We start from the raw sequence: 21,612 nt of genomic DNA on the forward strand, positions 1-21,612 counted from the left end.
CCTGTCCCGAGGCGCATGTCCCTCATGACGGCGGAGCTTCGATCATCGCCCGCCGCCGCCCTCGCAGGCGGCGGCGCGCTCGAGCTGGCGCAGCATCCCCTGGCGGTCGTGGCATTGCCACGACTCGACGAACTTCCCGTCGGCGACCCGGAACACCGCCATGCCCGAGAAGCCGATCACCCGCCCGGTCGGCGCGACGCCGAGGAACTCGCCGCGGTGCGTGCCGCGGGCCGTCCAGCGCAGCACGACCTTGTCGCCCTCGGCGATCACGTCCTCGGCGGTCTCCTCGAAGTCGGGGAACGCCGCGTGAAACACGGCCGCGGCCTCGCGGAAACCGGCCGGCCCCCGCGGCGTCGGGACGACCGCGTCGCGGAGCAGGAATTCGGGGGCGACGAGCGCCTCGAACGCGGCCGCGTCGTCGCGGTTGATCGCCTCCACGAGGCGGCGCACGAGCTCCTTGTTGGCGTCGATCGACATGGGACCGTCCTCCTTTCGCGTCAGTCGGGTGGCGAGATCAGGCCGCGCCGCGGGACCGGCGCTCGGCCGCGGCTGCGGGCAGTCGGGCGGGTTCGGGGCGATCGAGGCGGTCGCGGAGCACGCGGGCGACCGCGGCGACGTGCGGGTCTTCCATCACCGAGAAGTGGTCGCCCGGCACGTCGTGCGCCTCGAAGCCGCCGGCCGTCTGCGCGCGCCACCACGCGTCGGCGTGCGGGTCGAGCACCGAGTCGCGCTCGCTGGCCCGGAGGTAGACGAGGGAGACGGGGTGACGCGCCGGCTGATAGTGCGCGAGCGCCTTGTTGGTCGCCAGGATGACCGCGCCGAGCCGCGGGTCGGAGCGCATGGCGACGAGCAGCGACGACGCCAGGTCCGAAGAGATGGCCTTGAACGATTCGACCAGCCGGATGGCGTCGTGCATGTCGCGGACGCCGAGGCGGTGCGACTGCTCGACGGTCACCGTGTCGACCTGGACGACCCGCTCGACGGCGTGGCCGCGCGCGAGCAGCTGGCCCGCGATCTCGTACGCGATCACGCCGCCGGAGGAGTGGCCCCCGAGCAGGTAGGGGCCCTCCGGCTGGAATTCGAGGAGCTCCTCGACGTAGCGGCGGGCCATCTCCGGGACGCTGTCGAACGGGACCTCGCCGTCCTCGAGGCCGAAGGCCCGAAACGCGAACACCGGGCGCTCCGCGCCGAGCTCGCGCGCGAGGGCCATGTACGTGTAGACCGTGCCGCCGATCGGCTGGACGAGGATCAGCGGCGTGTGCCCCGGCGCGCCGTCCTGCAGGCGGATCAGCAGCGGGCTCGATCCGCCTCGCGTCGCCCGCGGGCGCGCCTCCTCGACCACGCGCGCGAGGGCGCCGAGCGTCCGGTGCTCGAGGATCGCGTGGGCGGTCAGCGGGACCTGCAGGCGCTCCTTGATCGCGCGGATCATCTGCACCGCCAGCAGCGAGGTGCCGCCGAGGTCGAAGAAGTCGCTGCCGGCGGCGAGCCGCGCCGCCTCGACGCCGAGGAGCTCCTCCCACAGCGCCGCGAGCGCGGGCTCGATCGCGGCGGGGAGCGTCGGCGTCGCGGGCGCGAGCACCGGTCGCGGCAGGTGGACGACGGGCTCCGGGCGGCGCGCGGGGGCTGCGTCGAGCATGTGGCGCTGGCGCGCGAACGGGTGGGTCGGCAGCGGGACCCGCCGCCGCCGCGCCTCGCCCTGGAGCGCCGCCCAGTCGATCTCCACGCCGGCGCACCACAGCTCGCCGACCGCCTCGAGCAGGGCGACCCGGTCGTCGTCCGCCGCGCGGTCGCCGAGCGCGCTCACGATCAGCGACTGCGGCGTCGCGTCGGGGTGCAGCTGCGCCAGCGTGGCGAGGCTCTTGCCGGGCCCGACCTCGAGCAAGATCCGCCCGGGGTCCTGCAGCACGCGCGCGAGCCCCTCCGAGAACCGCACGGTCTGCCGCAGGTGGCGCGCCCAGTAGCTCGGGTCGCGCGCGTCGTCGGCCCGCATCCAGTCGGCGGTCACGTTGGACACGACCGGCAGCGCCGGCGCGTGCAGGCGCAGGGTGGCGGCGCGGGCGGTCAGCGGGGCCATCGCCGGCTCGACCAGCGGGGAGTGAAAGCCGCCTGCGAGCGGCAGGCGGTGCGTCTGCACGCCACGACCGCGCAGCTGCTCCTCGAGGGCGTCGAGCGCCCGCGCGAGCCCCGAGACGACGACGTGCTTCGGCCCGTTGACCGCGGCGAGCGCGAGCCCGTCGCCGAGCAGCGGCGCGAGCTCGGCCGGCGGCAGCGGCACGACCAGCATCGCCGAGGCCGGCATCGCGTCGCACAGCCGGCCGCGGAGGGCGACCAGCGCCACCGCGTCCTCGAGCGCCACGATCCCCGCCAGGCAGGCCGCGGTGTACTCGCCGAGGCTGTGGCCGATCATCGCCGCCGGGCGCACGCCCCAGGCGGCGAGCAGCTGCGACAGCGCGTACTCGGTGGCGAACACGGAGGCCATGTTCCACGACGGCACGCGCAGCTGCGCGGCCGCGGCGTCGCGGTCGTGCGCGGGCGGGAAGAGGAGCGCGCGCAGGTCACCGCCGAGCTCCCGCGCGAACAGATCGGCGCAGCGATCGAGCGCCGCGCGGTAGACCGGCTCGCTGCGGTAGAGCCCCGCGCCCATGCCGACGCGCTGGCTGCCGCCGCCGGGGAACAGGAACACGACCTCGGGCGCGCGCGGTCGGGCCCGCCGCGCCGCCGCCGGGGCAGCGAGCGCGCGCCGGGCCTCCTCGACGCTGCGGCACACGACCGCCCGCCGGTGCGCGAGCGCGGCGCGGCCCTGCTGCAGCGTGAACGCGACGTCGGCCAGCGACTGCGTCGGGTGCCGCCCCAGGTGCTCGGCGAGGCGACGCGACGCCGCGTCGATCCCGTCCTCGCGCGCCGCCGACAGCACGAGCAGCGCCGGCTCCGCCGCGGGCGCGGGGATCGAGGCCGCGGGGGCCTGCTCGAGGATCACGTGCGCGTTGGTGCCGCCGATGCCGAACGAGCTCACGCCCGCGCGGCGGACGACGCCCGCCGGCGTGACCCACGGCGCGCCCTCGCGGCGGACGTAGAACGGGCTGCCCTCGAGCTGCAGCTCGGGGTTGGCCCGCTCGAAGTGCAGCGTGCCGGGCAGGTACGCGTGCTCGATCGCCAGCGTCGCCTTGATCAGGCCGGCGACGCCCGCGGCGGCGTCGAGGTGCCCGAGGTTGCTCTTGAGCGACCCGAGGGCGCAGTACGGCGCGCTCGAGGGGTCGGCGCCGAAGGCCAGGCGCAGCGCCTGGACCTCGATCGGATCGCCGAGCGGGGTCGCGGTGCCGTGGGCCTCGACGAAGCCGATGTCCTGCGGGCGCACGCCGGCGGCGGCCTGGGCCGCGGCGATGACCTCGCGCTGCCCCTGCACGCTCGGCGCGGTGAAGCCGACCTTGTCGGCGCCGTCGTTGTTGATCGCCGAGCCGCGGATGACGGCGTGGATCGTGTCGCCGTCGGCGAGCGCCTGCTCGAGGCGCTTGAGCACCACCACGCCGACGCCGCTGGCCGGGACCGTGCCCTGCGCGCGGGCGTCGAACGGCCGGCACCGCCCGTCGGGCGAGAGGATGCTGCCCTCCTCGTACACGTAGCCGGCCTCGCCGAGCGCGGCGAGGGAGACGCCGCCCGCCAGCGCCACCTCGCACTCGCCCGTCAGCAGGCTCTGGCAGGCCATGTGCACGGCGACCAGCGACGTCGAGCACGCCGTCTGCACCGTCAGCGCCGGGCCGCGCAGCCCCAGCTTGTAGGCCGTCGTCGTCGCCAGGAACTGCCAGGGGTTGCCGAGGATCGACTGGTACCATGCGGCCGTCGGCGCCCCGCCGCCCTGGAGGGCGACCTGCTCGAGCCAGTAGCGCGGCACGCCCGAGCCGGCGAACACCCCCGCCTTGCCGAGGCGCCGCGCGTCGTAGCCGGCGCGCTCGATCGCCTCCCAGGCGCACTCGAGGAACAGCCGCTGCTGCGGGTCGGTCAGCCGCGCGTCCTTCGGCGTGTAGCCGAAGAACTCGGCGTCGAACTCGTCGGCGCCCGCGAGCAGCCCGGCGGCGCGCACGTACGCCGGATCTCCCGCGGGGTCGTCGGCGCGGGAGATGCCCTCCCTGCCCTCGACGAGCAGCGTCCACAGCGCGTCGACGTCGCCCGCGCCGGGGAAGCGGCCGGCCATGCCGATGATGGCGATCCCGCCGGCGCGCGGCGCCGGGGCGCGCTCCGCCGGCCGCTCGTCCCGCGCGGGCCGGGCCTCGCCGTCGAGGTGACGCGCCAGCGCCTCGAGGGTCGGGAACTGGAACAGCGTCGCCATGCTCGGCCGGACGCCGAGCTCGGCGGTGATGTCCGCCTGGACGCGCGCGAGCAGCAGCGAGCTGCCCCCGAGGTCGAAGAACCCGTCGCGCAGGCCGACCTCGGCGACCCCGAGCACGCGGCGCCAGATCTTCGCCAGCACCTCCTGCGTGCCCGTCGCGGGCCGCTCCGCCGCCGCGGGTCCCCAGCGCCCGGGCAGCGGCAGCGCCTTGCGGTCGAGCTTGTCGTTGGGCCCGAGCGGGAGCGCGTCCATCACGACGATCTCGGCCGGCACCATGTAGTCCGGGAGCCGGCCGCGGAGGCGCTCCTTGAGGCTCCGCGGCAGGTCCTCGCGCGCTGCCGCGGGCGCGGCGACGTAGCCGACCAGGCGCTTGTCGCCTGCGATCGACTGCACGACCACCACGGCATCTCGCACCCCGGGGTGCTGCCGCAGCGCCGCCTCGATCTCGCCGAGCTCGATGCGGAAGCCGCGGAGCTTGACCTGATGATCGAGGCGCCCCAGGAACTCGATCTCGCCGCCCGGCAGGAAGCGCGCCCGGTCGCCGGTCTTGTAGAGCGTCGCGCCGCCGGCCACCGGGACCGCGACGAAGCGCTCGGCCTGCAGCTCCGGCCGCCGGAGATAGCCGCGGGCGAGGCCGGTCCCGCCGACGTAGAGCTCCCCGGGCACCCCGGCGGGCACGGGCTGCAGCGCGGCGTCGAGGACGTAGGTCTCGACCCCCGCGAACGGCCGGCCGATCGGCGGCTTGCGGCCCGGGGTGCACTCGGCGATCGTCGCCAACACGGTGGTCTCGGTCGGCCCGTAGACGTTGAAGAACCGACGCCCGGGCGCCCAGGCGTCGACGAGCTCCTGCGGGCAGTCCTCGCCGGCGGCGATGAGGACCCGCAGATCCGGCAGCGCGCGCCGCGGCACCATCGCCAGCGCCGACGGCGGGAGGCACACGAGGCCGATCCGTTGCCGCGCGAGCAGCTCGGCGAGCTCGAAGCCGGGGATCAAATCGCGAGGATGCGCCAGGTGGACCGTCCCCCCGGACGCGAGCGTCACGAAGATGTCGATCACCGAGGCATCGAACCCGAGGCGGGCGAATTGCAGCACCCGCAGCCCGGGGCCGAAGCCCAGCGGCGCCACCACGTTGCGGCAGAACTGATACGCGCTCCGGTGCTCGATCAGCGCGCCCTTGGGCGTCCCCGTCGACCCCGAGGTGTAGATGACGTACGCCAGGTCGTCGGCCGCGACTTCGACGTCGAGGTCGTCGCCCGGCGCGGCGGCCAGCGCGTCGCGCAGCTCGTCGAGGCAGAGGACCGTCGCGTCGGAGTCGGCGACGAGCGGGCGCGTCGCCGACTCGCCGACGATCCAGCGGATGTTCGTGTCGCCGAGGATGAACGCGAGCCGCGCCGGCGGGTACGAGGCGTCGAGCGGCACGTACGCGGCCCCGGCCTTGAGGATGCCGAGCACGCCGACGAGCATGTCGAGCGAGCGCTCGACGCAGATCCCGACCATGTCGCCGACCCCGACCCCGCGGCCGCGGAGGTGACGCGCCAGGCGATTGGCGGCGACGTTCAGCTCGCGATAGGTCAGCCCGCGATCCGCGAACACCGCCGCGGGCGCGTCCGGGGTGCGCTGCGCCTGCTGCTCGAACAGGCGGTGCAGCGCCTCGGCCGGCGCGTCGGCCCGGGGCCCGCGGCTCCACGCGAGCAGCTGCGCCGTCTCCGGCGCCGTGAGCAGCGGGAGCGCGCGGATCGGCGAGTCCGGCCGCTGCGCGGCGCCGCGGAGCAGCTCGAGGTAGTGCCCGCCCATCGCCTCGATCTGCCAGGCGTCGAACAGATCCGCGGCGTACTCGATGCGGACGGCGATCCCGTCGGGGCGCTCGTCGAGCTCGAACGAGAGGTCGAACTTGGCGGCGCCGGTGTCGATCTCGAACTGCTCCATCCGCCACGCCGACCCGGGCGCCGACATCGCCGGCTCGAGCGTGAACGAGGCCTGGAACAGCGGGTTCCTGTTCGCGTGGCGCTCGGGGTTCACCGCCTCGATGATCGAGGACAGCGGCGCGTCGTGCTCGAACGCGCCGAGGCAGGCGGCGCGGACGTCTTGCAGGAGGTCGCGGAACGCCAGGTCCGCGGCCGCGCGCACGCGGATCGGCAAGGGGTTGGCGAACATGCCCATGACCTCGCCGAACTCGGGCCGACCGCGGCCGGAGAACACAGCGCCGATCGCAAAGTCGTCGCTGCCGGACATGCGCTGCAGCAGCACCCCGTAGACCGCCAGGAAGGTCATGAACGGGGTCGCGCCCGCGGCGCGCGCGAGCTCCTTCACGTCGGACACCAGCGACGCGGGGATGTGCAGGTAATGCCGCGCCCCGCGGTGGCTCGGCGTCGCCGGGCGCGGGCGGACGCCGGGCAGCTCGAGCGCGCCGACGCCCCGGAGCTGCGACGTCCAGTACTCGAGGTGCGGCGCGATCGCCCGGAGCTGGCGCTCGTCGGTCTGCCACGCCGCGAAGTCGGCGTATTGCAACGAGACCGGGGCGAGCTCGGGGCGCCGGCCGGCGGCGAGGGCCGCGTGGCACGCCTCGAGCTCGCGCAGGAAGATCGCCATCGACAGCCCGTCGATGATGATGTGGTGCATCACCAGGTAGAGCCGGCACACGGCGTCGTCGAGCCGCACGAACGTCGCGCGCAGCAGCGGGCCGCGCTCGAGGTCGAAGAGCGCCCGGGCGTCGCGCGTGGCGAGCTCCCGCGCCCGCTCCTCCCGCAGCGCCGCCGGCGTCGCCCGCAGGTCCTCGCGCGCGAGCGTCGGCGCGAAGCCGGCGTGCACGATCCGGACGGGCCCGTCCGCCGCGAGCGCGTAGGTCGTGCGCAGGATCTCGTGGCGACGGGCGACGAGCCGCAGCGCCTGCTCGAGCAGCTCCGGATCGGTGTCCGCCGCGAGGTGCACGGTGAACGGCTCGTTGTAGAACGTGCTCTCCGGGGCCATCCGGGACATGAACCACTGCTGCCGCTCGGCGAACGACAGCGGCAGCGGCCGGGACCTGTCGACCGGCGTCACCGGGACGATCGCCGTCGCCTCGCCCGCCGCCCGCGCGGCCTCGACCGCGCGCGCGAGCCCCTCGATCGTCGCCGCCTCGAACACGGCGCGGGCCGAGAGGACGACGCCGTGCTCGCGGTGGACGCGATCGATCAAACTCAGCGCGAGCAACGAGTCGCCGCCGTGCTCGAGGAAGCGGTCGTGGACGCCGACCTCCGCGAGCCGGAGGACGTCGGCCCAGATCCGCGCGAGCGAGGCCTCGAGCGCGCTGCGCGGCGCGACCCGCTCGTCGGCCTCGAAGCGCGGCGCCGGCAGCCTCCGCGGGTCGACCTTGCCGTGGGCGCTCAGCGGCAGCTCCGCGAGCGTCACGAACGCCTGCGGGACCATGTACGCCGGGAGCTGCTGCGCGAGGTGCTCGCGCAGCGCGACGATGTCGACGTCGTGGCCGGGCCGCGGCGACACGTAGGCGACGAGCTTCTTGTCGCCGGGCACGTCCTCGCGGGCCTGGACGATCGCGTCGCCGACCGCCGCGTGGGTTCGCAGGGCGCACTCGATCTCGCCGAGCTCGATGCGAAACCCGCGGACCTTGACCTGGCTGTCGATGCGCCCGAGGAACTCGAGGTTGCCGTCCGGCCGCCAGCGCGCGCGGTCCCCCGTGCGGTACAGACGCGCGCCCGGATCGGCCGCGAACGGGTCGGGGACGAAGCGCTCGGCGGTCAGCTCGGGGCGGTTCAGGTAGCCGCGCGCGAGCCCGTCGCCGCCGAGGTAGACCTCCCCCGGCTCCCCGATCGCCGCCGGCGCGAGGCGCTCGTCGAGGACGTACACGGTCGTGTTGGCGAGCGGCCGGCCGATCGGGATGCTCGCTGCCGGATCGGGGGCCGCCTGCAGCTCGAACCACGTCACGCAGGTCGTGCACTCGGTCGGGCCGTAGATGTTGACGAGGCGCCCCGGCCTGCCGGCGGCGAACGCCTCGCGGACCCACTTCGGATCGAGGACGTCGCCGCCGGCCACGAGCGTGCGGACCCCGGCGAACGCGCCCGGCACGATCGACGCCAGGCGGTGAAACAGCGGCGTGCTCAGCAGCAGGAACGAGATCCGCTCGTCGGCCAGCGTCCGCGCCAGCGCGGCGGGGGACAGCAGGACGTCGCGGGGGATGATGCACAGGCAGGCCCCGTTGAGCAGCGCGCCCCAGATCTCCGCGGTGGCGATGTCGAAAGAGACGCTGCCGACCTGCGCGACGCGGTCGTCCGGCCCGAGCCGGATCCAGTCGGTGTCGAGCACCAGCCGCAGCACGCCGCGGTGCAGGATGCACACGCCCTTGGGCCGGCCGGTCGAACCGGAGGTGTAGAGGACGTGCGCGAGGTCCTCGGGACCCGCGCCGCCAGCGACGTCGACGTCGTCGCCGGCGTCGGTCGGCGCGTCGTCGTCCGCGCCGGGGTAGTCGATGCATTCGCCCGTGAACCCGAATTGCGCGGCCGCCTCGCGGCTCCCGAGCAGCACCGACAGCCGGGCCTCCTCGATCATCCGCGCGAGCCGGCTCGCCGGGTGCTGCGGATCGAGCGGGACATAGGCGCCGCCCGCCTTGAGGATCGCGACGATCGCGACGATCACCGCAGGCGACGGGTCGATCAGGATCCCGACCGGCGTGTCCACGCCGACGCCGCAGGCCCGGAGCCGCCGGGCCAGCCGATTCGCCCGCCGGTTGAGCTCGCGGTAGCTCGTCTCCCGGCCCTCGAACCGCAGCGCGATCGCGTCGGGGGCGCGCCGCACCTGCTCCTCGAACACGGCGGCGACGCTGCGATCGCGCGGAAATTCGGTCCGCAGGCCGAAGGACAGCTCGCGGACGGCGGCGGGGAGGGCGACGGGGTGCGAATCTCGATAAGACACGGCAAATCTTCCTTCGGGCAAAAATGCGGGCACAGCCCGCGCGCGCCGGGTTGCGAGGTGAAAACGTCGTCGGGTCCGCGGCCATTGACCGGACCTGTTTTGTGCAATACGAATACGATGATTCGTATCGAGCGAAGGTCGCGTGAATCGCGAATCGCGTGCGCGCCGAATCTCGTGCTCTACGCGCGTAATTCCGGTGATTACCGGTGTTCGTTCGGTCTCGATAGCTGTTGTGAGGCCCGCGATCCGAACAATTGACCGCGCCTTCGGCCGCGACCGTGAACTGCCTCACACGCGGCGATAGCGGCGTTCATCGGCGCCGGCGGCCGCCGATCGACATCGCGCGCGGGGATCTCCGTACCGGTCGCGTGCGGCACACGGGCGCATTCTTCGCGGCGAGCAATTGTCGGCCGCGGCGGCGTCACTGCTCTCGCACGCCCGGCCGCGCGCGGGCTCGACGGGTTCACGAAGGAGAGCGCGGCATGTCGTGACGGACGGCGACGCCCTGCGATAACATCGGCGCGTGGCGAGCGACTACACCGCGGACACGATTCAGGTCCTCACGCTGCACGAGGCTGTGCGCAGACGGCCCCGCATGTACATCCGCTCGACCGACGACGGTGCCGGCCCGCTGCACATGCTGCTCGAGATCGTCGACCGCGCGATCGATCAGATCGTGCTCGGCCGCTGCACCCGCGTCGACGTCCGCATCGACGCCGACGACTTCGTCACCGTCTCCGATGACGGCCCGGGGATCCCCGCAGGCTCGCTGGTCGAGGTCCTCGAGCGACCGTCGAGGCCCCCGACGGTCGACCGTCACCGCCCGCGCTTCCACCTCGGGCTCCACGGCCTCGGCCTGGCGGTCGCCAACGCGCTCAGCGATCCCTTCGAGGTCGACACCGTCCACGCCGGCGAGCAGGCCACCGTCGCGTACGCCGGCGGCCTGCGGCACGTCCCCCTGCGAGTGAACGCCGCCTCGCGACCGTCGGGCACGCGCGTCCGTTTCCGGCCCGATCCGCAGATCTTCCAGTGCATGCGCGTGCCACGAGTCGAACTGACGCGCCGCCTCGAGGACCTCGCGTTCCTGCTGCCTGCGAACGCGCTGTCGTGGAGCTTCGCGGGCGAGCGCGCGACCGGCCTCGTCGCCCGGGTCCGCGCCGAGTTCCCCGGACCGCTCGGCGACGTCGCGCACCACCAGAGCGAATACGCGACGGAGCACGGCCCGACCCCCGTCGAGGTCGCCCTCGCCTGGCGCAGCGAACCGCGCGGACGGCCGGCGCAGCTCCTCGGCTACGTCAATCTCCAGCACATGGAGGACGGCCCGCACGTCACCGGTCTGCTCGCCGGGATCCGCGACTTCTTGCAGATCCGCAGCGAACGCCCCCTCGAGGGGCTCGTGGCTGCGGTCGCCGTGCGGCTCGCCGATTCGGAGTACGGCCGGCAGACCATGAGCCCGCCCATTCACTCGAGCGTGTACTCCGCGGTGAAAGAAGCGACGTCGACCGCCCTGCAGCGCTGGGCCGAGCGCGCCCCGGAGGACGCCGACGCGCTGCGCCGGCGCGTGAAGGCCGGTGAGCCGGACGAGTCTTCCAAAGGGCAGCCCGGGCGCCGTCCACGTCGCCCGCGGTAGAGTCGCCCGCTGCTGTCCGCCCTGACGCCGGCACGCCGCTGCGTGCTCGCCTACGTGGCGGGGGTCGATGTCGCCGAGGGGCCGGCGGAGCTCCTCGGATCGGCCGCCGGCGCGTCCCAGCAGACCTCGAGCGAGACGAGGCCGCGGAACATCACGACCTGCCGGAACTTCAGCGGCGGATCGCCGGCGAGGCGCAGCCCCGGCAAGCGCGAGGTGAGCACCGAGAGCCCCACGCGCCCCTGCAGGCGCGCGAGCGCGGCGCCGAGGCAAAAATGGACCCCGCGACCAAATGCGAGGTGCTCGCCCACGTCGGCGCGCTCGGGGTCGAACCGCAGCGGGTCCGCGATCACGCGCTCGTCGTGATTGGCTGACCCGAGGGCCAGGAACACCCGGGCGTCCTGCGGGATCGTGACGTCGCCGAGCTTGACCTCGACCCGGGCCACGCGGGTCGTCCCCGGGACCGGGCAGTCGCGGCGGAGGGTCTCCTCGACCGCGGCGGCGGCGAGCGACGGATCGCGCACCAGCGCCGCGAGCCGGTCCGGGTGCAGGAGCAACAGCCGCACGGCGTTGCCGAGCAGATCGGTGGTGGTCTTGTGACCCGCGAACACGAAGGTGGTCGCATAGGTGACCGCCTTGATCATGTCGAGCCGACCGCCGGAGTCCGTCGCCGCCTGAAGGATGGTCGTCAGCAGATCGGCCGCCGGCGCGCTCGCTCGTTCGGTGATGAGCCCCGCGAGGTGATGTTGCATCGCCACCACGCTCTCGGCCGCGCGCACCCACTCGTCGGTCGGCAGTTGACCCCCCATGAACAGGCGCGCCGCGTCGTCCGCCCATTGACCGAACTTGCTGGCGTCGGCCTGCGAGACGCCCAGGATGCCGGCGATCACCGCCACCGGCAGCGGCCCGCAGAAGCGCGTCATCAGCTCGGCCCGTCCGTCGGCGACGAAGGCATCGACGAGCGCGTCGGCCAGCGCGACGACCGTGCCCTCGAGCGCGGAGATCCGCTCGGCGGTGAAGGCGGCGTTCATCTTCCGCCGCACCGCCGTGTGCTCCGGCGGATCGAGCTGGACGATCGAACCGCTGCGCGGGAACCCCTTCCGCATCACCGCCATCACCTCGGGCGGCGGCTCCTTGACGTTCGTCGTGGTGACCCGCGAGGAGAAGCGGTCGGTGTCGCGGAGGATGGCGACGACGTCGGCGTGCCGGGTGACCACCCACATGCCCAGATCCTCGCAGAAGGAGATCGGCTCCTCGGCGCGCGCCACGGCGTACCGTGAATACGGGTCTTGCTGCACTTCGGGCGAGAAGAACGAGAATGCGGGGCACATCGCCGCCGAAGCGTACTCGGGCCGGATCGGCGGCTTCAAGAGCACGCACGCCGACTGCCGTGGCGACGTCCAATGGCACGTGCGCGCGCTCGGGCGTATCCGCCCCGCTGGCGCCGAGATTGTCGGTCGTCGCCCCCCGCGCGAGTCGAAGCCGGACCCCCCGTTCGAGCTCGGCGTCGCCGCGACGCTGGTGTACACCCTCGCGGCCCGCGAGGAGACGCTCTCGATCGATCGCGCTGGCGTCGCCTTGGAAGCGGCCCCGAGATCGGGGAAGCTGTCGCCCGTGCCGCCGCGGGTCCCGGCGTTCGTCGTGGTGCTCCTCGCCGTCCTGCCGACCGCGGCCGGGGCGAGTGTGCGCATGGAGTCACCGGCGCCCGGCGGACTCGTCCTCGGCACGTCCGTGGTCCTGAGCGTACGCGCGTGCGCCGGCGGCCGCCTCCGCGAACACGTCCGGCTCGACGGCACGGAGGTGCCCGTGACATGGGCCGCCGGCCCGTACCGGCGGCAATGGTACGGTCGGGTCCGGCTCCCGCGGGAGGGTGCGCACCACCTCGAAGTCCGGGCGTCCTGCCGCCAGCGAGAACGGGCCGTCACCCTCGCCTTCGAGAGCCGTCGGCGCGGCGCGCTCGAGCCTGGTCTCGCGCTCGCGCGGGCGTACATGCGAGCCCACCCCGCCGAGACGCTGCGCTGGGACTGGGGACCCGCGGTCTTTTTGTATGGCCTGGGGCCGCTCGCGGAGTCGGGGCCGGCGTCGTTCGCGAAAGCGGCGCGCGCCTATCTCGAGGCCTATCACGAGCGCTGGGCGCGGCGCGGGCCTCCGGCGATCGATCGCAGCGACCGGGCCGCGCCCGCCTTGACCGCGGTGTCGCTGGCGCGTGACGGCGGGAACGCCGGCGCGCTCGCCAATGCGCTCGCGGGGGTCGACTATGTCAAGACCGAGCCGAGGAATCGCCTCGGCACCCTCGATCACCTCGGCCACTCCGGTCTGCGCATTTTTTACCCGGGGACGATCTGGGTCGACTCGCTCATGATGTACGCGGTCCTCGCCGCGCGCTGGGGGCGTCACGCGCGGGACCCGGAGCTCCTCGAGTTCGCGGCGACTCAGCCGCTCCGCTTCGCGTCCGTCCTCCAGGATCCTGCAGACGGGCTCTTTCGTCACGCCTGGCGGATCGCGGCCGGGCGCCCGATCCCGACCGACGCGACCTACTGGCTCCGCGGCAACGGCTGGGCGCTGGTGGCGATCGCCGCGATCCTGGACGAGCTCGACCTGGACGACCCGCGCCGGCCCGAGCTCCTCCGGGTCTTCCTCCGCCTGGCCGCGGCCCTGCGCGCCTGGCAGCAACCGGACGGCCTCTGGGACTCGCTCGTCAACCACCCCGGCCTCACCCACCCGGAGACCTCGGGCTCCGCGCTCGTCGCCTACGCGCTGGCCAGGGCCGTCCATCGCGGCTGGATCGACGCGGAATACCTGGACGTCGCCCGCAGGGCCTTCGCCGGCGTCACCGCGCGCCTCGAGACGCGAGACGGCGCGCTCTCTCTGCCGCTGATCTCCGGCCCCACCAATCCGGGCCCGCGCTGGAACTATCGCTCGATCCGGGCCCGGCGGGACCTGCCGTACGGCGTCGGCCCGTTCCTGCTCGCAGCCTTCGAGCTCGCGGGCGAGGAATTCCCGTGAGCGTCGCGACGGCGTCATCACGGCACGGGCCCCTGCGCATCCTCTGCAGCGCAGCTCCGGCCTGTCGCCGTGACCCGAGGCTTCACCATTGCCGGGACCGTGTGAATGCGAATCGATGGGCTCGCTCGTCGCCGCGATGACGATGTCACGCGCGGGCCGGCCGCGCTCCGCCGCGACGAGTCGCCAGCGGTCGAGGCGCGCGAACAATTCGAGGTGTCGATCCACGCGAACACGCTCGCCGGGTCATGACGTCGCGCGCGTCGGTCCGCGTCGTCCTGCGGACGGCGTGCCGTCGACCCGAAGGCTTCGCGGCGCTGCTGCCGGGTGGTATCCTCCGTCCGTGCCCGGCGCGCCGATCGACCTCGAGGCGCTCGCCGCCCGCGTCATGCGGCCGGAACGGCCCGCGCTCGCCGACGCGCGCGCGGCCGTCGCCGGGCTCGTCGATCCGCGCGGAGCCTGGCTCGCGCTCGCCCACCGCGGGTCGATCCCTTCCGACTGGATCGACGCGCCGTCGCGCCGGTTCGCCGCGCGCTCGCGCAAACGCGAGCCGGACGAGCCGACGCGGCAGGTCCGGCTCGCCGGGCTCCACGTGCTGCCTCACCCTGCGCGCGTCGACGACGCGATCACGGTGGCCGCGAGCGCGCGATCGATCGGCGTCGCGGAGGCACACGCGCGCGAGGCGGCGCGGCGGATCGGCGCCGCGCCCGACGTCCCCGTGGTGTGGCGAATCGCGGCGCGCTGGAACCCGACCGGGCTCCGCTGGCGGCGCATGAAGAACGACTACGACTTCCACATCCTCCCGCCCGCCTTCGTGCGGATCGAGTCCGGGGCGAGCGCACGGCGCTTCGCGTACGCGCTCCGCAGGGCGTCCGGAATGAACGGCGGCGCCGTGGGCGACCTGCGCATGCACGAGTTCTGGCGCCTCGCGGCGACGACGGACGCGCGCGTCCCGGAATCCCTCGACGCCCTGAGCCCGTGGCGTCGCTACGCCGGCCGACGCTTCGCCGACGTGCCGAACCCGCTCGATCCGTGGATCGCCGTCTGGTCGCTGGGCTTCGGCATCGCCGCGATCCGCGACGACGCGATCGTGCTCGTCGCGCCGCGCGTGCGCGATGAAGCGTCACCAGGGCAGTGAGCCCCGCGCCGCTTCATCGAGGTTGATCACGTGTCTCCAAGGACATGTGAACTCCACCACCCACGAACACGAGCGTGTCCGCGGGCCGACCGAGCCGCCTCGCGTTCGGTATCCTGGCGCCGCGAGCAGGAGCTCGGCCGCTACAGGAGGCGCTCGCCGCGAAGCGAAGGCGAAGCGGTGGAGGTCGCGCCGCGCCGTCGAGGCGGGTAGCATCGGCCCATGATCAGCGCCGCCCGCTTCCGCGAGCTCGCCCTCTCCTTCGAGGGCACGACCGAAGTGCCGCACATGGATCGCGCCGCCTTCCGCACCCAGCGGCGGATCTTCGCGACCCTGCCGACCGACGGCGCGACCGCCAACCTCCAGCTCGAGCGCGATCTGCAGGAGGCCCTGTGCGAGGCGAAGCCGGAGGCGTTCGCGCCCGTGCCCGGCGGCTGGGGGCGGATGGGCTACACGACGGTGAACCTGCGCGTCGTGTCGGAAAAGGATCTGCTCCCGGTGCTGACCGAAGCGCACGCGCGCGCGAGCGAGCCGAAGAAGAAGCCGCCGGCGAAGCGCGCGCGCCGGCGTTGATGCCACCGGGAGCCGTCGCCGCGATCCGCGAGGCGGCAGCCCGAGCAAGCCGAATCATTCAAGGCGAACACGACCAGCGATGCGCCGAGCGCGGCTGAAGCGCTCGACGAGGGTGGGACGTCGCAATGTTCGCACGAGCATCTCCATTCTTCGTGACGGATCGATGCCCGCACGAGCGGCCCCCGCGGTGAGGCATTGCGCCGCCGGTCTCGGGAAAAGTCCCGGTCGCCCTCCGACAATTGCGGGCTCGACGGCCAAGCTCGGACCGCGACCCCCGCTCCGGCTCGAGCCGCGGCGCGCGTGTCGACCCCTGGCCGGTGCCGCTCATTCGGAGTCGTCTCACAGATGACGACGCGATCGTCCCGACAGCCCGGGGGACTGCAATCCCCGAAAGGACTCAACGATGCCGAACTCGAGAGCACGTATGAAATTCGCGGCTGGGCTCGTCGTTATCTTCGTCCCGGCCTGCGACGATGTGGACCCGCTCGCGCAGCAGGACGACGAGCTCTTCGCGCACGAGGACGAGGCCGCTCCCCGCCGCGAGCTCCCCCTGGCCGGCCCTGAGCACGACGACGAACTGTCGGCCAGCACGCTCACCTGCGCCACGGTGCCGGCGCACACGACGACGCAGGTCCAGGGTATCTCGTCCTCGTGGCCGGGGTTCCCCTACTCTTCCGTCTCGAACCAGATCGTGCCGGACTCCGTCCCTTCTCAGGACGGGTGCGAACCGCGGTGGGTCGCCGACTTCACCGACACGCAGGACTACAAGGTGACCCCGCTCGGTAGCCTCGCGTGGCGGGACGACGTCTCCGAAGAGGATTGCAGCAATTCCCACGCCGATGTCGACGTCTACGCGTACTACCCCAACGCGACCGTGACGCACCATCAGTGGCTCTACACGGGCCAGATGGTCCTCGCGTACAACGCGTTCACCCAGCAATGGAGCTGGCAGTGCCAGCTCGCCATCGATCCGGACTCCGATGACCTCGGGTACGAGACCTCCTCGCGCTCGTACACGGGGGCCGACACGGTCCGCGTCGCCGTCAACGCCTGGTCCGAGACGTGCTTGATCCTCGATCCCGGCGAGCCCCAGTACTGCCAGGAGCTCATATGGCCGCAGTACGCGCGGGCCGCGATCCACGTCGAGGCGGCCCCGTGAGCTGACCCTGTCCGCCGGGGCACCCCGGCGAGGCTTCCCGGAAGAACCTGCTCCGACGGACAGGTCCCTGCTTTGCCTGCGGCCTGGCGGTGCTCGCCGGGCTGGCCCATTTCGCGCGGCGCAATACGGCCAGCGCTCCGCGCCGAGGCGATCCGGCGCACCGGAAGATCGATTCGCCCACCACGCACCGCGGCAACACGCGCCGACGAACGAGCGACACGGACAGGCTTTGCGGCGAGAGGGCTTGCATCGGGGCGGGCGCCCCCACCAGACGCGAGCCCCTCTCGTCCGCGGCATATGCGGCGAACGAGACGCGGGGGCGACCGCCTCGCGGACGGAGGCGCGCGACCCCAAACGGCGCGTTCGCGGCGCTTGCTCGAGCCGGCACGAGCCCGGCGTCGGGCGCCCTCCTTAGGGGTGCTGCATGGGCGCTGCGGGGGCGGACCGACGAGCGCGCCGATGCCGACGACGTCGAGCAGTTCCCGCGCTGCTGCGCCGCGTGACGGTCGGAGCCGCGAGCCGGGCGACGTGCCCGCTCGGGCGCCTTCGCACGGGTCGTCGCCACCCGATCGAAATTTTCTTCGCGACGACGCAATTGATCGGTCGACCCATACGCACTGTCCCTGCGAGGGCGGCGGGCGAGCCACCCGGACGGCCCATGAGGCCGGGTCCTCGCTCCCCGCCCCCGCGCTCCGAGCCGGAGCACCTCACCCCTAACGAAGAGGAAAACCATCATGCGTATCATCAAGTCGCTCTCCGTCCTCGCCGCTCCCCTGTTCTTCGGTGTGTTCGCCTTCGGGTCCAGCACCGCACAAGCTGCCCCCTGCTGCAGCGCGCCGATGTGCCAAACGGACCCGCCGCACCCGTGGTGCGCTCTGTGCGACGAGGATTGCTCCGACGACGAGGCCGAGATCAGCCTCATCGAGGATCCGGCCTACGACGAGGTCGAGGCCGTCTGCCGTTACGTCGCCGAGGCGACCCCGAGCCCGGCCGAGAACCCCGCGCCCGCCCCCGAGAGCGTCCGGCGCTAATGCCATCAAGCGGCATCCCGGCGAAGGGCCACCGCCCGCCGCCGGGATCCGCGTCAGCGCTGCCGCCTCGACGCCGAGAGCATGAACGTGAGGACCCAGGCCTTCGCGCCGCGCGAACGATCCGGCTTGTGCACGCCCCCGGCAACGCCGGGGAGGGCCTCGGCCCTCGCCGCTTCATCAGGCCGCGAGCCGCTCGCGACCCACGGCAGCTCGATCCACATCGAACGCCGGTGACGACTCCCACGGGGCAGCTCCGGCAGCGACGCGCGTGGCGCGAGCGGACCGCTCGCGCCACGCCTGATTTCTCGACACGATCGATGCGCCTGCAGGTGAGCCTCAATTACTCTACGCCGAGGATCCTGGCCGGCGAGCGCCCAGCTCGACGAGCCGTTCCTTGCACGCGACGGTATGGGGATGATCAGCGCCGAGCGCGGCGTCCAGCACCCGCCAGGCGCGTGCCAGCAATGCCCGGGCGCTTCGCAGATCACCCTGCTCCGCGCACAGGCCGCCCAGATGCGCGCGGAACAGGGCCGTCTGGGGGCTCGACGCGCCGACCGTGCGGTCCATGATGTGCAAACATCGGCGATAGAGCCCGGTCGCCTCGGCGAGCTTGCCCCGCTCGTGGCAGGCGACCGCCAGATTCCCCAGGACAAATCCGACTTCGTAGTGATCCGGACCCAGCGTCCTCTCAAAAATAGCGAGCGTCCGCCGGTACAGGCGCTCCGCCTCCGCGAACCGATCCTGGCCGTGAAGAATCGCCGCCAACGCCCCGAGGTCTTGCCCCGTCCGTGGATGGTCTCGACCCACGAGTCGCTGGACGAGCGCGAGCCCCTTGCGCGTGAACGCCTCGGCCCGAATCAACCGACCCCGGGCGTGATCGAGCCCGCCGAGGTTGTGATACAGCGTCGCTCGAAGCCATCGAGCCGCGACGCTTCGATCGCGGAGCGCGAGCGCCTGGCGGTAACACCGCTGCGCCTGGCGGAAGTTCCCGAGGTACTTGTGGAGCATGCCGAGCTCGTTGAGCACGCCTGCGCGGTCCAACCGTCCGAGTCGGCCGCGTCCGAGAGCGATCACCTGGCGCTGAACGACCAGCGCCTCCGCATACGCCCCGAGGTTCATCAGGCTCATGCTGATCAGCCGCAAGAGCCTGATCCGCGTGGGACCGAGCTCGGAGCGGCGTGAGAGCGCCGGCATGGCCTCCAGGGCGCGTCGCGCCGTCATCCAGGCGGTGCGGAATTCATTGCTTCCGAACGCACGCGCGGCCGCGTCCGCGAGGGCGTTCACCCTGCGGATCGGGTCGTCCTCACGGCTGGTCCGTTCCTTCGGCACGGCGGTACCCGGCGCGAGGTTCGATGGAACGCGGGCGCGGCTCGTGTGGATCATGCTTCGGCCTCGCGGCGAGCGGCGGCGTGATGGTCTCGCGACTCGTGGACGCGCTCGAGGAAGTCGTAGAGCACCATCTCCTGGGCGCGCAGCGCTCCGCGCAGCAGGCGATTCAAATGGAGGTGAATGACGCTGGAGGCGAACGCGGAGAGCGGGACCGCGAGGCGGCCCTCGGCCGCGAGCGCCCGGAGCCTTGCCGCGATGGGGACGATGTGCTTCGAGCGGCGCTCGAGGAGCTCGATGCATGGCGCGAGGGGATGGCTCGCGGGGTTTGCTTCGTGCATGGACGTCCCGGCGGGCGGGCACGCTCCGGCGGCCGTGAACAGGGCGTCGATGGCGGCTCGTTCCGCGCGGTATTTGCTGCCGACCTGATCGAGGAGCTTCCGGTCGGCGCGGAATTCGGAGGCATAGCTGCTCCGCAGATCGTGCACCACCTGGCGCCGTGAGCTGCCGGCGAGGCCCAGATCGTCGAGCAGCCGATCGGCGCCGAGGAGCGCCAGCCGCCCGCGCGCGACGTGGCGGGCCTCGCCGGCGACGCGCCGGAGGATCCCCAGGACCGCCTCGCTATCGACGTGGAAGAGCAGCTCCGCGAGCTCGATCCCCTCGGGCCCGCCGTAGCGTTCGATCTCGCGGACGTACGTGTCGAGCTCGACCCGCCAGAGACCTCCCTCGCGACGCCAGGGTGCGGTGGCCCGCTCGATCGCCGGCAGAACCTCGGCGAGGAGCTGCGCGGGCGCGCCGCGCAGGCGCAGCCTGAGGTGGTGGTCCGGGTCGGCGTACCGGATGAAGAACCACTGGGTGACGACTCCCGCCGCCCGCGCTGCCTCGAGCACCGGCGCCAGGGCGATCAAGAGGTCGTCGAGCAACCCATCGCTGGCGTAGAGCTTGACGAACAGCCACTCGGAGCCCGGGGGAAACCGCCGCGTCACCGGTCGGCGCTCCCCGGCCGGGGACGGCACGTGCGCGCGTGGCGATGGGCGATGGAGGGACTCCTGGGTGCGCGAGCCTCGTATCAAGGGAATGAGGACCTCCTGTGCGAGGACATGGTCGGGGGGCTCGCGGCGCTGTCCCGCGTCCGGTGACTCATCCCTCCTCGATGCATCGACCTCGAACGAAGCCACGGGGTGCTCGATCAGCGTGAGCGCCTGAACGCGCTCGGCCCGGCGCCCGAGCGCTTCGATGCCGGCCGGGTCGTCGAACCGAAGCAGGACCGGCGTCGCTCCCCCTGGCCGTGCGAGCAGGACCGCGTCGGGGAACGCGAACCGCTGGCGCAGCAGCTCGACCGCCCGTCTCAGCGCGGCGCCCGACCGTCCCCGGAGAGCGGCCAGGTCGTCGTCATCGAGGTGCCAGCGAGCCCATGCGAGCACCAGGCGGCCGAGCCGGACGCGCGGGAGGAAGCGTGCTGCAGCGAGCGGACCCCACGAGAACCCGAGGGACGGCGCGTTCTGCTCGCGGAGCCGCGCAAGCAGGGCGGAATCCACGGACCATGCAGCCTCGCCGGCCGCGCCCGGCAAGGGGTATGCATTCACGCTCCACCCCAACTGTCGTGATCGAAGCACGAGGCGCGCGCCCTCGGCCGAGAGGGCGAGATCCTCGACCGGCAGGATCGGGATGTCGTCGGGACCCGAGGGGCGAACGTCCTCGTCATGAGCCCACGCAGGCGGCGTGACGAACACCGGGGCGGGCCCTTCAGGATCGAGCTCCATCTCGCGCGCGCGCAGCTCCGCGAGCCTCGCGTGCAGGTCGGCAGCCGGTGACGCCTCCAGGGCACCCAGCCTATCGCGCAGGGCAGCGGTCGCCGGGCCGGCCACGGCGTCGATCGCGAGCATGTGCGCGTGCGCCTCCGTCGTTGCGTCGCGAGGGAGCCATTGGGCGCGGACAGCGACGCTGGGCACGCGGGGGTGACCGCGCTCCAGGCCATCGGTCCGACGCGCCAGCGCAGCCCGATCGGCGGGCCCGAGCACGAGTTCGCGCGCGTCGCCCAGCGAGGCGAGGCGCTGGAGGAGGTGGACGTGGATCGGGCCGAGCTCGGCGTCGGTGCGCGGCTCCTCGCTCGTCGCGGAGAGCATCCGTCGCGCCGCCCGCCCGAGGCCTCGCTCGTCGTCGAGGACCTCGGTGAGCGGCACCGCCTGCATCTCGTAACGACGCACGAACGCCTCGCGGAAGCGGCGCAGCTCGAGCGGTTCGTCGCGTGTCTGCCCGATTGCTTCGAAGAGCTCGACGGCGTCGATGAGCTCGCGGAGGAGCTCGGGATCGAAGGTCGCGTTCGCGGGCTCTCCGGGGAGCGAGCGTCGGTCGCGGCGTCGGGACGCGACCCCGGGCGCGAGCGGGCGCGGCGACCAGGCCGGCGGGTCGTCGGAGACGGGTCGCGTCAGGAAGAAGCCGGCGGGGTCCCAGTCGTCAGTTTTCGCGGAGCGTCCCATGTTGGCCTTCGGTCTCCTCCCGGCGCGATGAACACGAACGACGACGCGT

The 21,612-nt window shown here is 73.2% G+C and carries 11 protein-coding genes; 6 read left to right on the forward strand and 5 right to left on the reverse strand.

The genetic code is table 11. The features are described from left to right. Nucleotides 1-42: 42 nt before the first annotated feature. Both NAEX_RS08610 and NAEX_RS08615 read right to left on the reverse strand, forming a co-directional pair. Nucleotides 43-477 carry an ester cyclase gene (locus NAEX_RS08610; RefSeq protein WP_096327035.1) on the reverse strand — a complete coding sequence of 145 codons (435 nt, stop codon included), beginning with the start codon at nt 475-477 and terminating at the stop codon, nt 43-45. A gap of 37 nt (nt 478-514) precedes the next feature. Beyond that, a complete protein-coding gene (locus NAEX_RS08615) occupies nt 515-9,229 on the reverse strand; it encodes a non-ribosomal peptide synthetase/type I polyketide synthase (protein ID WP_143825543.1) in 8,715 nt (2,904 codons plus the stop codon). Nucleotides 9,230-9,752: 523 nt separating this feature from the next. Between NAEX_RS08615 and NAEX_RS08620 the strand changes: the two genes are divergently transcribed. Beyond that, a complete protein-coding gene (locus tag NAEX_RS08620; protein ID WP_096327037.1) occupies nt 9,753-10,859 on the forward strand; it encodes an ATP-binding protein in 1,107 nt (368 codons plus the stop codon). Nucleotides 10,860-10,909: 50 nt separating this feature from the next. Here NAEX_RS08620 and NAEX_RS47530 read toward each other — a convergent pair whose 3' ends face one another. Then, nucleotides 10,910-12,187, reverse strand: a complete 1,278-nt coding sequence (locus tag NAEX_RS47530; protein WP_170135567.1) for a cytochrome P450 — start codon at nt 12,185-12,187, stop codon at nt 10,910-10,912. Nucleotides 12,188-12,470: 283 nt separating this feature from the next. Between NAEX_RS47530 and NAEX_RS08630 the strand changes: the two genes are divergently transcribed. The 5 genes from NAEX_RS08630 to NAEX_RS08650 all read left to right on the forward strand — a co-directional run bounded on the left by NAEX_RS08630 (nt 12,471) and on the right by NAEX_RS08650 (nt 17,757). Continuing rightward, entirely contained in the window at nt 12,471-13,862 is a 1,392-nt protein-coding gene (locus NAEX_RS08630; protein ID WP_170135568.1) for a glycoside hydrolase family 88 protein, read from the forward strand. Nucleotides 13,863-14,202: 340 nt separating this feature from the next. After that, nucleotides 14,203-14,997, forward strand: a complete 795-nt coding sequence (locus tag NAEX_RS08635; protein ID WP_096327039.1) for a hypothetical protein — start codon at nt 14,203-14,205, stop codon at nt 14,995-14,997. 219 nt (nt 14,998-15,216) lie between these two features. Next, nucleotides 15,217-15,567, forward strand: coding sequence for an MmcQ/YjbR family DNA-binding protein (locus NAEX_RS08640; RefSeq protein WP_096327040.1), 351 nt, complete (start codon nt 15,217-15,219; stop codon nt 15,565-15,567). Nucleotides 15,568-15,991: 424 nt separating this feature from the next. Next, a complete protein-coding gene (locus NAEX_RS08645; RefSeq protein ID WP_096327041.1) occupies nt 15,992-16,726 on the forward strand; it encodes a hypothetical protein in 735 nt (244 codons plus the stop codon). 734 nt (nt 16,727-17,460) lie between these two features. Beyond that, the gene (locus tag NAEX_RS08650) at nt 17,461-17,757 is read left to right on the forward strand and encodes a hypothetical protein (protein WP_096327042.1); all 297 of its coding nucleotides are present in this window, start codon (nt 17,461-17,463) and stop codon (nt 17,755-17,757) included. 345 nt (nt 17,758-18,102) lie between these two features. On the opposite strand, the gene NAEX_RS08655 is transcribed toward NAEX_RS08650, so the two are convergent. Both NAEX_RS08655 and NAEX_RS08660 read right to left on the reverse strand, forming a co-directional pair. After that, the gene (locus NAEX_RS08655) at nt 18,103-19,140 is read right to left on the reverse strand and encodes a tetratricopeptide repeat protein (RefSeq protein WP_096327043.1); all 1,038 of its coding nucleotides are present in this window, start codon (nt 19,138-19,140) and stop codon (nt 18,103-18,105) included. Continuing rightward, a complete protein-coding gene (locus NAEX_RS08660; protein WP_096327044.1) occupies nt 19,137-21,563 on the reverse strand; it encodes a thiopeptide-type bacteriocin biosynthesis protein in 2,427 nt (808 codons plus the stop codon). The genes NAEX_RS08655 and NAEX_RS08660 overlap by 4 nt, the downstream gene beginning before the upstream one ends. Nucleotides 21,564-21,612 lie beyond the last annotated feature (49 nt).

The sequence above is a fragment of the Nannocystis exedens genome (genome assembly GCF_002343915.1).
In the GTDB taxonomy this organism is placed as follows: domain Bacteria; phylum Myxococcota_A; class Polyangia; order Nannocystales; family Nannocystaceae; genus Nannocystis; species Nannocystis exedens.

Coding starts and splice junctions, on each gene's coding strand:
- NAEX_RS08645 (WP_096327041.1), top strand. CDS start 15,992: ATGAAATTCGCGGCTGGGCTCGTCGTTATCTTCGTCCCGGCCTGCGAC.
- NAEX_RS08610 (WP_096327035.1), bottom strand. CDS start 477: ATGTCGATCGACGCCAACAAGGAGCTCGTGCGCCGCCTCGTGGAGGCG.
- NAEX_RS08660 (WP_096327044.1), bottom strand. CDS start 21,563: ATGGGACGCTCCGCGAAAACTGACGACTGGGACCCCGCCGGCTTCTTC.
- NAEX_RS47530 (WP_170135567.1), bottom strand. CDS start 12,187: ATGTGCCCCGCATTCTCGTTCTTCTCGCCCGAAGTGCAGCAAGACCCG.
- NAEX_RS08655 (WP_096327043.1), bottom strand. CDS start 19,140: ATGATCCACACGAGCCGCGCCCGCGTTCCATCGAACCTCGCGCCGGGT.
- NAEX_RS08650 (WP_096327042.1), top strand. CDS start 17,461: ATGCGTATCATCAAGTCGCTCTCCGTCCTCGCCGCTCCCCTGTTCTTC.
- NAEX_RS08640 (WP_096327040.1), top strand. CDS start 15,217: ATGATCAGCGCCGCCCGCTTCCGCGAGCTCGCCCTCTCCTTCGAGGGC.